This window comes from Pseudomonas sp. P9_31, from assembly GCF_034008235.1.
Classification (GTDB): Bacteria; Pseudomonadota; Gammaproteobacteria; order Pseudomonadales; family Pseudomonadaceae; genus Aquipseudomonas.
In genome coordinates, this window is record NZ_CP125375.1 from 3,928,141 (window position 1) to 3,939,789 (window position 11,649).

The 11,649-nt window shown below is 59.3% G+C and carries 9 protein-coding genes and 4 tRNA genes; 2 read left to right on the forward strand and 11 right to left on the reverse strand.

Annotated features, from left to right (window positions below; genetic code table 11):
• Window positions 1-341: 341 nt before the first annotated feature.
• Complete coding sequence (locus QMK51_RS17355) at window positions 342-638, forward strand: hypothetical protein (protein WP_258696367.1); 297 nt, start codon at window positions 342-344, stop codon at window positions 636-638.
• 238 nt (window positions 639-876) lie between these two features.
• On the opposite strand, the gene QMK51_RS17360 is transcribed toward QMK51_RS17355, so the two are convergent.
• Window positions 877-953, reverse strand: a tRNA-Val gene (locus QMK51_RS17360).
• 183 nt (window positions 954-1,136) lie between these two features.
• Between QMK51_RS17360 and QMK51_RS17365 the strand changes: the two genes are divergently transcribed.
• Window positions 1,137-2,420: an NAD(P)/FAD-dependent oxidoreductase gene (locus QMK51_RS17365; protein WP_258696368.1), complete on the forward strand. Its 1,284-nt coding sequence runs from the start codon at window positions 1,137-1,139 to the stop codon at window positions 2,418-2,420.
• Window positions 2,421-2,586: 166 nt separating this feature from the next.
• Here the strand turns inward: QMK51_RS17365 and QMK51_RS17370 are convergent, their stop codons facing one another.
• The 10 genes from QMK51_RS17370 to QMK51_RS17415 all read right to left on the reverse strand — a co-directional run bounded on the left by QMK51_RS17370 (window position 2,587) and on the right by QMK51_RS17415 (window position 11,572).
• On the reverse strand, window positions 2,587-5,010 hold the full coding sequence (locus tag QMK51_RS17370) for a TonB-dependent receptor (RefSeq protein WP_320391042.1): 2,424 nt from the start codon (window positions 5,008-5,010) through the stop codon (window positions 2,587-2,589).
• Between the two features lie 67 nt (window positions 5,011-5,077).
• The gene (locus QMK51_RS17375) at window positions 5,078-6,022 is read right to left on the reverse strand and encodes a FecR domain-containing protein (protein WP_320391043.1); all 945 of its coding nucleotides are present in this window, start codon (window positions 6,020-6,022) and stop codon (window positions 5,078-5,080) included.
• Window positions 6,019-6,528 carry a sigma-70 family RNA polymerase sigma factor gene (locus QMK51_RS17380; RefSeq protein ID WP_320391044.1) on the reverse strand — a complete coding sequence of 170 codons (510 nt, stop codon included), beginning with the start codon at window positions 6,526-6,528 and terminating at the stop codon, window positions 6,019-6,021. The genes QMK51_RS17375 and QMK51_RS17380 overlap by 4 nt, the downstream gene beginning before the upstream one ends.
• A 248-nt stretch (window positions 6,529-6,776) precedes the next feature.
• Window positions 6,777-6,853: transfer RNA gene (locus tag QMK51_RS17385), tRNA-Asp, on the reverse strand.
• 93 nt (window positions 6,854-6,946) lie between these two features.
• A tRNA-Asp gene (locus QMK51_RS17390) sits at window positions 6,947-7,023 on the reverse strand.
• Window positions 7,024-7,077: 54 nt separating this feature from the next.
• Window positions 7,078-7,153: transfer RNA gene (locus tag QMK51_RS17395), tRNA-Val, on the reverse strand.
• A 254-nt stretch (window positions 7,154-7,407) separates the two neighbouring features.
• On the reverse strand, window positions 7,408-8,184 hold the full coding sequence (locus tag QMK51_RS17400; RefSeq protein WP_258696372.1) for an SDR family oxidoreductase: 777 nt from the start codon (window positions 8,182-8,184) through the stop codon (window positions 7,408-7,410).
• On the reverse strand, window positions 8,181-9,392 hold the full coding sequence (locus QMK51_RS17405; protein WP_320391045.1) for an O-succinylhomoserine sulfhydrylase: 1,212 nt from the start codon (window positions 9,390-9,392) through the stop codon (window positions 8,181-8,183). Before QMK51_RS17405 ends, QMK51_RS17400 begins: the two co-directional genes overlap by 4 nt.
• A gap of 67 nt (window positions 9,393-9,459) precedes the next feature.
• Window positions 9,460-10,965, reverse strand: coding sequence for an amidophosphoribosyltransferase (purF, locus tag QMK51_RS17410; RefSeq protein ID WP_007905939.1), 1,506 nt, complete (start codon window positions 10,963-10,965; stop codon window positions 9,460-9,462).
• Between the two features lie 46 nt (window positions 10,966-11,011).
• Entirely contained in the window at window positions 11,012-11,572 is a 561-nt protein-coding gene (locus QMK51_RS17415; protein WP_258696373.1) for a CvpA family protein, read from the reverse strand.
• Window positions 11,573-11,649 lie beyond the last annotated feature (77 nt).

Consider the following 11,649-nt stretch of genomic DNA (forward strand, 5'->3'; position numbering starts at 1 on the left):
TTGAAAATTCCCTGTGTTCTGTGTCATTCGCCGAGGTGCGGAGGATACCCGCTCAAGCTAGGTATGTTGAGTGACGGCAATGTGCTTTATATCGAATAGCCGAAATCGCACTTACCGTACGCACATCAACTATGATCATCACAGCGTCCACATCAGCAAGGAGCATTTATGAGCATTCCACAGGACATTTTGAAGACGGTCGGGGGACAACCCAGTTGAGGGGGCAATCGCTATCTGCCGTTTCGCTCTAAACTTGGCACAGACATCATCGGACCGGACAGAAGAAATTCACGGAAGGGGACCTGACCAGAATCCAAGACATCATCAATGAGCTGCGAAATTTGCTGGCTAAAGACACATTGTTAGATGACGGGCACAAACGACGCCTTTTGAAACGCTTAGAAGAGTTGCAGAAGGAATTACACAAAAAGGTTTCCGACCTGAGCCACTTCTACGCCCTAATGGGTGATTTTGGTGTGGCCGTCGATAAGCTGGGCAAGGGTGCGAAGCCATTTACAGACCGCATCAAAGAGCTGATTGGTTTTGCATGGAAGTCCCAGGCACGTGCAGAACAACTACCAAGCTCGGCCGAAAATCCGATGCTGGAGCATGATGACGAACCACCGAGGCTAAATTGACACCTCCCCTTCCCTCAAACCATTTAGGCCATCAGTAAATCTTTGATGGCCTAGTGTATTGCGTCGCACATTCAGCTATCGAGGAAACCGCAACAGAATCATTCGCTTTAGGCGTTCGCATTGCTCCGTGTGAACGAACCCGATATTTTGTGAACGTTCTGCATGAAATCCGAAGCAACAAAAAAGGGCCCACCTTTCGGTGAGCCCTTCTAGACCGCCCAGCAGAGCGGATTTTGTTTGGTAGGCGCGATTGGACTCGAACCAACGACCCCCACCATGTCAAGGTGGTGCTCTAACCAACTGAGCTACGTGCCTGCTGTGAGGCGGCATTCTACGGAATTCCGGAGGGGTGTCAACACCTTTTTTTCACCTAACCCTATGAATATGCAAAATATTTAATTTTCCGCCCATAAAGAAGATTTTCCGGTGGCTGGCGGCTGATTTTTAACTCGGGTAGGATCGATGCACTCGTAAAATATATTAAACAGAGGCTGCAGGATGGCGAACACCCCCTACCCAGAGTCCTATTACGCCGCGTCGGCCAATGCGGCGCCACCGCGCCCGGCCTTGCAGGATGATGTAGAGACTGATGTCTGTGTAATCGGCGCCGGTTACACCGGCCTGTCCTCTGCTCTGTTTCTGTTGGAGAACGGTTTTCGGGTAACGGTCCTGGAGGCGGCCAAAGCGGGTTTTGGCGCATCGGGGCGCAACGGTGGCCAGATCGTTAACAGCTACAGCCGTGACATTGATGTAATCGAGCGCAGTGTCGGCCCCAAGCAAGCTCAGTTGCTGGGGCAGATGGCGTTTGAGGGGGCGCGGATCATTCGTGAGCGGGTTGCCAAATATAATATCCAGTGCGACTTGAAGGATGGCGGTGTGTTCGCCGCCATTACCGCCAAGCAGATGGGCCATCTGGAATCCCAGAAGCGGCTGTGGGAGCGTTTCGGTCACACTCAGCTTGAATTGCTGGATCAGCGACGCATCCGTGAAGTGGTGGCTTGCGATCAATACGTCGGCGGGATGCTCGACATGAGTGGCGGGCATATTCATCCGCTCAACCTTGCCCTGGGCGAGGCAGCGGCCGTGGAATCGCTGGGCGGCACTATTTACGAACAGTCGCCAGCGGTGCGCATCGAGCGCGGCGCCAATCCGGTGGTGCATACACCTCAGGGCAAGGTCAGGGCCAAATTCATCATCGTCGCCGGCAACGCGTACATCGGCAATCTGGTGCCGGAGCTGGCGGCCAAGTCGATGCCCTGCGGGACTCAAGTGATCACCACTGAACCCTTGGGCGATGAATTGGCCAAGCGCCTGTTGCCCCAGGACTACTGCGTCGAAGACTGTAACTACCTGCTCGACTACTATCGCCTGAGCGCTGACAAACGCCTGATTTTCGGCGGCGGTGTGGTCTATGGCGCACGGGATCCGGCGAACATCGAGGCGATCATTCGACCGAAGATGCTCAAGGCCTTCCCACAGCTCAAGGACGTGAAAATCGATTACGCCTGGACCGGCAATTTCCTGCTGACCCTGTCGCGCCTCCCCCAGGTCGGACGCCTGGGCGACAACATCTACTATTCCCAAGGTTGCAGCGGCCACGGCGTGACCTACACGCACCTGGCGGGCAAGGTGTTGGCCGAGGCATTGCGCGGTCAGGCCGAGCGCTTCGACGCGTTTGCCGACCTGCCCCACTACCCATTCCCCGGCGGGCAATTGTTGCGTACACCGTTCGCGGCATTGGGTGCCTGGTACTACGGACTGCGGGACAAGTTCGGATATTGACCGCTAGAGGTGAAAGGGGCCGTTGAATACGGCTTATGCCAGTCAGTTAAGCCCACATGGATTGCGCTTAACTGACTGGCATTACGCAGTGCCTCTATCTTGCCACGTCCACCCGCGACAACACGGCAATGCCCTTCCCTGCGGCGCAGCGCACGGTTGGATCGATTCAGAAGTCGACTGTCGCCGAAACAAGGTAGGTTCGTGGGGTCGAGAGCGTCAACCCGGGCTCGCTGTCATCCGAAGCCCCGGCCGAACTCCAGTAGCGCTTGTCTGCCACGTTCTCGACGTTGGCACGCAGGGTGATGTTCTTTTCATCGATCTTGAACGCATAGCGTGCACCCACGTCGAAACGCTCCCAGGCGTCGATTTCCTTGTTGTTGGACTGGTCCAGATACTGCGAGCTGGAATAGATGCCGCGGCTGGTCAGGGTCAGGCCCTGTACGGTCGGTACATCCCACTCGGCGCCCAGGTTGACGTTGTATTTCGGCGTGGCAGGCGCGCGGTTGCCGTCGAAGGTGCCATTGGTGGTGTTGGTCAACTCGCTGTCGATGTACATGACACCGCCGAGCAGACGGAAACCATCGAGCGGTTCACCGAACACACTCAGTTCCACACCGTCGTTTTGACGCTTGCCGTTCGGGCCGAAAACCCGCGTCGTGGCGTTGGTCTCATAGGCCGGCTGCTTGATCCGGAACACTGCGGCGGTCACGGCGAACGCACCCGCGTCATACTTGGCGCCGACTTCGACCTGCCGGCTGATGAACGGCGGGAATATCTCGTCCTCGTTAACCGAGGTCGACGGCGCGATCTTGCCCTGGCTCAGCCCCTCCATGTAGTTGGCATACAGCGACAGCTTATCGGTTGCCTTGAACAGGATGCCGCCCGACGGCGAAACCTTTTCCTCATCGTAGGCCGTGGCGCCTTTGACATCATCCGCCCAGTCGTCAACCTTCACGCGCTGCCAGCGAGCGCCGAGGGTCAGCAGCAACCGGTCATCGAAGAAACCCAGGGTGTCGGACAACGCCACGCCGCTGAAACGGTTCTCGGTGTAGACCTTCGAATCGAGTCGGGTGGGCCTGCCAGGTGTTGGTGTTTCCACGGGGTCGTAGAGGTTGCTGCGGGCCGCGGCATAACGGGCGCCGCCATTTTCGAAGTCCATGTAGAAATAGCTGGCGGCCAGGTTGACTTCATGGCTCACCGGGCCGGTATGAAACCAGTTGCGCACCCCTGCCGTGGCCGTCCGGACATTTTCGTCACGGGTGAAGTCACGCGGCTGAACGCTGAAATCGCCGGCGTCGTTGGTGACCGCAACGGCATGCCGTAGAAAGTCATGGTTGCTTTTACGCGCGCCCACACCGCCGTACAGCATGACGGAGTCGCTGACATCGAATTCGCCGTTCACCGTCCCGAACGTGTCGTGGGTACTCGCCTTGCTCCAGGGCTGCGCATAGTTGTGGCGCACATCGTTTGCATTTGGAACTTTCGCATTGGCGCCGACCTGCACACGTTCCTGCGGGGCGTCGGTATCACGCTCGGTGCGCCCCAGGTCCGTCGAGAGTCGCAGGCGTTCACCGCGAAAATCCAGGCCCAGCACGGCCATCTCGCGGTCGACACTTTGGTGATCCCATTCGGTGTCGCCGGACTGCTTCACACCGTTGAAACGAATACCGAACTTGTTGTCTTCACCAAAGCGCCGGCCGACATCCACGGCACCGCCGACCTGGTTGTCGGAAGCGTAGCTCCCGGTAATCGAAGTGATGGGCTTGTCGGTCGCGCGCTTGGGCACCACGTTGATCCCGCCACCCACGCTGCCCCGCGGCGAGATGCCGTTGATGAGCTGGCTCGGACCTTTGAGGATGTCGACGCGGTCGGCCATCTCCATGTCGATCGTATAAGTCGGCAGGACACCGTAGAGACCGTTGTAGGCGACATCACTATTGAACAGGCTGAGCCCGCGAATGGTGAACTGCTCATAACGCCCACCCGCCGGGTTGGTAGCGCGTACCGAAGGATCGCTGGCGATCAGGTCACCCAAGGTACGAGCCTGCTGGTTTTTGACCACCTCGTTGGTGTAGGTGGTCATGCTGAATGGCGTTTCCATAAAATCTTTCGAGCCCAGCAAGCCTTGCGAACCGCGGCGCGCGACCTGGCCGCCGGCATACACCTCGCTGTCCGCCCCGCCCGTGGCACCGAGAATCGAGGTGGGGGCCAGTTGCAGGCTGCTGCCTTCTGGCGCCGGGGTCAGGATGTAGGCCTGTTCACCCACTGGCTGCAATTGCAGACCGGAACCCCGCAACAGCCGGGCAAAGCCCTCCTCGACCGCATATTCACCGGAAAGACCGGGGCTGGTGCGACCGCCCACCAGTGCCGGGTCGACCGAGAGATTGACGCCAGACAGACCGGCGAAGCGGGTCAGCGCATCGCTCAGGCTGCCGGCAGGCACCTGATAATTGCGCCGGACACTGTCTTCGGCCCAACTGACAGTGATGAACAACGGACTGGCACTCAGGCCCAACAACAGGCTCAAGTGCAACAACGGACGCAGACGGGAAGAAGCCGGACGCGGACAGCAAGGTATTACTGCGGGCATTGAAATAGCTCTCTTGATTCGTTCACATGCCTTGAATGACAAGCGAGTCGAAAAAAGGGGACAGGCTTCACACACTATTTTTGCGCGGCAGCAACGTAACCCAATATCGCGTACGCAAATGCACCTCCAGCGGCAGGCTGGCCGCCAGCAACGCGAGGACGCGATCGGTGTCGTCCAGGCGGAAACTGCCGGTGACACGCAACGCTTCAAGCTCCGGCTCCCAACGCAACACACCCGGTCGATAAGTGCCGAGTTCGCGCAGGAAATCCCCCAGCGGCTGGTTTTTCGCCATCAGCACGCCTTCTCGCCAACCTGGCGCAAGCACATCGAATGGGCCGACCAGCCCAACGCCAGCAGCTTGAAGACTGCCTTGTTGACCACTGCGCAAAGCCAACGCCGGCCCCCGCAAGGGCTGCATTTGCACGGCGCCGTTGTACACCGACACGCGGCAACCGCGCGCATCCTGACGAACACAGACTTCGCTCTGGCTGACGATGATCTGTCCAAACTTCGTTTGGATCGTCAGCGGCGATGCGCCCGGCACCTTCAGCGACAGCTCGCCCTCAATCAGCTTCAAGCGCCGGTTCTGCAAATCCACATCGACGGCACTGGCCGTGTTGAGTTGCAAGGAACTGCCATCAGCGAGTTGCACCTGTTTGCGCTCCCCGGTGGCCGTATGCAGATCGGCTCGCCAGACATCCAGGGGCAATTGTCGGCTGATCAGCCAAGCCGCCGGCACCAACGCCACCGCACCCAATGCACGCTTGAGCACCACACGCCGCCCCGGCTCGGGGCGATCCAGACTTTTGAGTGCCACGGCTGAAGGCAGATCGGCAAACCGCTGACGCAAGGCTTGAGCCTTCTGCCAAGCCTGCTCGTGACTGACGCAACTGTCGCGCCAACGCTGCAGATTCGCACGATCCTGCTTGTTGGCACTCCCAGATTCCAGCAGTGCGAGCCACTTCGCGGCAGCTCGCACAGCCTGACGGGCGTCGGGTACCGGACTGCTCACAGCTCCACCAACAGGCAATGCTCGTAGGCGTGCGCCATGTAGCGTTTGATCGTGCGCTCAGATACCCGCAGGCGCTCGGCGATTTGCTGATAGTTCAAACCTTCCAGCTGACTCCAGAGAAACGCCCTGCGCACCGCCGTCGGCAGCCCGTCGAGCAACTCATCCAGGGCTTGCAGGGTTTCCAGCAGCAGCCAGCGCTGCTCGGGTGATGGCACGCTGTCTTCGGGCATCGACGCTAACGCGGCCAGGTAGGCTTGTTCGAGACTGCGACGCTTGTAGAAATTGCTCAGCAGGCGTTTGCCCACGGTCAGCAGATAGGCACGGGGTTCCTGCAGGTCGGCAATTCGCTGAGAACTGGCGAGTAAACGCAGGAACGTATCCTGACTGAGGTCCGCCGCATCACAGGCGTTGCCCATGCGTCGTCTCAACCAGCCTTCAAGCCAGCCACGGTGATCGCGGTACAGATCGTGGAGGGTCTGCTCCTTCGGCATCGCTGCATCACTCATCTCAAGAAGTCCTGTGCCAAGGATTATCGTAAATGAGAGTGATTCTAATTAATGTCGAAGCCGCGAACCAAGCCCTTTATGCACCGAATGTACAGAAAGGTCGTATTGGGAAGACTGGAGAGGCATAAAAGCCAAATTGAAGACACAAAAAACCCCGGTCTTTCGACCAGGGTCTTTGCTATCGACTCGAAGATAGCCATCGGCTTGCTTCGTAGCTCCAAGGCGTTCAGTGGGCCTTGAGGCAGATATGGCGCAGCGGACGGGACTCGAACCCGCGACCCCCGGCGTGACAGGCCGGTATTCTAACCGACTGAACTACCGCTGCGTATCGCTTTGGACTTTCGCCCAAGTAACTCGTCTGACTGAAAAGCTTCTAAGCTTTTCAATCTCGAGGCAGATAAACCTGACTCGGAAAATATGGCGCAGCGGACGGGACTCGAACCCGCGACCCCCGGCGTGACAGGCCGGTATTCTAACCGACTGAACTACCGCTGCGCGTCGGTGGAGGCTTTTCAGCTTCCCTCTTGCTTACGCAAGAGTCTCAAGAAGTGGTGGGTGATGACGGGATCGAACCGCCGACATTCTGCTTGTAAGGCAGACGCTCTCCCAGCTGAGCTAATCACCCTTTGCTTCTCTGAGGCCGCGAAATTTACGCAGGTATCGAAGCTAAGTCAATACCCCGCTTGAAGTTTTTCTGAAAAAGACAAAATCGTGTCAATCCGAACGAGGCCGGTAACCGCCAGACCGCTTTCGCGAGCAGGCTCGCTCCCACAGTGAACCGCGTCTCTTAGGGCAACATGCTTTCTAATGTGGGAGCGAGCCTGCTCGCGATGATGGCGGCACATCCAACATCAATGCTGGAGACAGCGCGCCGCCCTATTACTCGCTGTAAATCATCTTCTTGGTCATGCCACCATCGACCACAAACTCCTGGCCCGTGACGAAACCGGCGTTCTTCGACAGCAACCACGCCACCATCGCCGCCACGTCCTCGACCGTCCCTACCCTGCCCGCCGGATGTTGCGCATGATCGGCGTCGGTCAACGGTTCGGCACGCCGCGCCGCCGGATCCCGCGCATCGATCCAGCCAGGACTGACCGCGTTGACACGAATCTCCGGCCCCAAACTGATAGCCAAGGCGTGAGTCAGGGCCAACAGACCGCCCTTGCTCGCCGCATAAGCCTCTGTGTCGGGTTCCGACTGCCCGGCGCGGGTCGAGGCCAGATTGACGATGGCGCCGCTGTGAGCACGCAGGTACGGCGCACAGTGCTTGGCCAAGAGCATCGGCCCGCTCAGGTTCACCGCCAGCACCCGGTTCCAGTACGCCAGATCGAGGCTTTCCAGGGTGATATTGTGCGGATCGGCCACCGCCGCATTGCACACCAGCGCGTCCAGGCGCCCGAACTGCCCCAGCACCTCGGCCACGCCCAGCGCCACCTGCGCTTCATTCGCGACGTCCATGGCGATGAACCAGGCGTGTTCGCCAAGCACCTTCGCCACTTTCGAACCGCGCTCCCGATCCAGATCGGTCAGCACCACCTGCCAGCCTTCGCTGATCAGCCAGGCCGCAATGCCCAGGCCAATGCCCCGTGCCGCACCAGTGACCAGAGCGACGCGGCCATGGGTACCCGTGGTCGGCGTGGACAACTCGATCACAAGGCAGCCAACCCGCGCGCCAGATCGGCCTGCAGGTCTGCCACGTCTTCCAGACCGACTGCTACGCGGATCAGGCTGTCACGAATCCCCGCCGCTTCACGCTCTTGCGGCGCGAGACGGCCGTGAGAAGTGGTGCTTGGGTGCGTGATGGTGGTTTTGCTGTCGCCCAGGTTGGCGGTGATGGAGATCAGGCGAGTCGCATCGATAAAGCGCCAGGCGCCTTCTTTGCCGCCCTTGACCTCGAAACTCACGACCGCACCGAAGCCCTTCTGCTGACGCTGGGCCAGTTCGTGCTGCGGATGGCTCTTGAGGCCCGCGTAATGGACTTTCTCGATGCCGTCCTGCTGCTCCAGCCACTCGGCCAGTTGCTGGGCATTGGCGCAATGCGCCTTCATGCGCAGGCTCAGCGTTTCCAGACCCTTGAGGAAAATCCAGGCGTTGAATGGGCTCAGGGTTGGCCCGGCGGTGCGCAGGAAGCCAACGACCTCCTTCATCTGCTCGCTGCGACCAGCCACGACCCCCCCCATGCAACGACCCTGGCCGTCGATGAACTTGGTCGCCGAGTGCACGACGATGTCCGCGCCCAGCTTCAGCGGCTGCTGCAACGCAGGCGTGCAGAAGCAGTTGTCGACTACCAGCATCGTACCTTTGGCGTGAGCAATTTCCGACAGTGCCTTGATGTCTACCAGCTCGGCCAGCGGGTTGGACGGCGACTCGACGAACAGCAACCTGGTGTTGGCCTTGATCGCCGCATCCCAGCCGGACAAGTCCGCCAGGGGCACGTAATCGACTTCGATACCGAAGCGCTTGAAGTACTTTTCGAACAGGCTGATGGTCGAACCGAACACGCTACGCGACACCAGCACGTGATCGCCGGCGCTGCACAGGCTCATGACCACGGCCATGATTGCCGCCATGCCGGTCGCCGTGGCCACCGCTTGCTCGGCGCTTTCCAAGGCGGCAATGCGCTCTTCGAACGCACGTACGGTCGGGTTGGTGTAGCGCGAGTAAACGTTGCCCGGCACTTCCCCGGCAAAGCGCGCAGCCGCGTCGGCGGCAGTACGGAAGACGTAGCTGGAAGTGAAGAACATCGGATCACCGTGTTCGCCTTCCGGCGTGCGGTGCTGACCGGCGCGTACGGCCAGGGTATCGAACGCTACGCCTTCGAGGTCGCTGTCCAGCCGACCGGCATCCCAATCCTGACTCATGCTGTCACTCCTTGCCTTGCTCTTTATTTAGTAGATACAAAACCGGCCCCTCAGGGCCGGTAGTTACTCAGTTGTTGTACAGATCAATGATCGCACTGACTGCCTGCGTCTTGACCTTGGAGGCATCGTTGCGCGCCTGCTCGATCTTGTTCAGGTAAGCCTCGTCGACGTCGCCGGTGACGTACTGGCCGTCGAACACCGCGCAATCGAACTTCTCGATCTTGATCTTGCCGCCACCGACCGCTTCGATCAAGTCAGGCAAGTCCTGATAGATCAACCAGTCGGCGCCGATCAGGTCGGCAACATCCTGAGTCGAACGGTTGTGGGCGATCAGTTCGTGGGCGCTTGGCATGTCGATGCCGTAGACGTTCGGGTAACGAACAGCCGGTGCAGCGGAGCAGAAGTAGACGTTTTTGGCGCCGGCTTCGCGAGCCATCTGAATGATCTGCTTGCAGGTGGTGCCGCGAACGATGGAGTCGTCCACCAGCATCACGTTCTTGCCGCGGAATTCGAGTTCGATGGCGTTGAGCTTCTGGCGTACGGATTTTTTCCGTGCAGCCTGCCCCGGCATGATGAAGGTCCGGCCGATGTAGCGGTTCTTCACGAAGCCTTCGCGGAACTTGACGCCCAAGTGGTTCGCCAGTTCCAGGGCCGCGGTACGGCTGGTGTCCGGAATCGGGATGACCACGTCGATGTCGTGATCCGGGCGCTCGCGCAGGATCTTCTCGGCGAGCTTCTCGCCCATGCGCAGACGAGCTTTGTAAACCGAAACGCCGTCGATGATCGAGTCCGGACGCGCCAGATAGACGTGTTCGAAGATGCACGGCGTCAGCGAAGGATTGGTCGCGCACTGACGGGTGTGCAGCTTGCCGTCTTCAGTGATGTAGACCGCCTCGCCCGGCGCCAGGTCGCGAATCAGGGTGAAACCGAGCACGTCCAGCGAAACGCTTTCGGAGGCGATCATGTACTCGACGCCTTCGTCGGTGTGACGCTGACCGAAAACGATCGGACGGATGCCGTGCGGATCGCGGAAACCGACGATGCCATAACCGGTCACCATCGCCACGACCGCGTAACCACCGACGCAACGGTTGTGCACGTCGGTGACGGCGGCGAACACGTCTTCTTCGGTCGGCTGCAACTTGCCGCGCTGGGCCAGCTCGTGCGCGAACACGTTGAGCAGCACTTCCGAATCGGAGTTGGTGTTGACGTGGCGCAGGTCAGATTCGTAAATCTCCTTGGCCAGCTGTTCAACGTTGGTCAGGTTACCGTTGTGCGCCAGGGTGATGCCGTACGGCGAGTTGACGTAAAACGGTTGAGCTTCGGCCGAGGTCGAACTGCCCGCAGTCGGATAACGCACATGGCCAATGCCCATGTGGCCGACCAGACGCTGCATGTGACGCTGATGAAACACGTCACGCACCAGGCCATTGTCCTTGCGCAGGAATAACCGGCCATCATGACTGGTCACGATACCGGCAGCGTCCTGGCCGCGGTGCTGGAGGACGGTTAGCGCGTCATACAGCGCCTGATTGACGTTCGACTTACCGACGATACCGACGATGCCACACATGCGACGCAACCCCTACTTAATGGATCTGAACTGAACTGAACACAACTCACTGAGGCGTTTTGGCCGTCGGCAAGAGGTGCTCCTTGAACGGAATATCAGCGGGTACGCTGATTCCGCTGGCAAGCCACTGACTGCTCCACCCGAGGATCAGGTTTTTGGACCAGTCTGCGACCAATAAAAACTTTGGCACGAGTTGGGATTCTTTCCACCACCCGTCCTGCTGTACCGGCCCCAGGCTCAACAGCCCGACCGCCACGACCACCAGCAACACGCCACGCGCAGCGCCGAAGGCCATGCCGAGGAATCGATCGGTCCCGGATAGCCCGGTGACGCGAACCAACTCGCCGATAAGATAATTGATCATTGCGCCCACAATTAAAGTGGCGACAAACATGATGGCACAACCCGTGATCACACGAGCCGATGGCGTTTGGATGTATCCGGCGAGGTACTCGGACAATGAACCACCGAACATCCAGGCGACGACTCCTGCGATGATCCAGGTCACCAGCGATAATGCTTCTTTGACGAAGCCGCGGCTCAAACTGATCAATGCGGAGATGGCGACGATTGCGACGATCGCCCAATCAACCCAGGTAAATGGCACAGTGCAGCCTACAGACGGATAAGGCGGCGCATTTTAGCAGAGCCCATGGCTGTCGGTAAGCTGAGATTGTCAGTGCT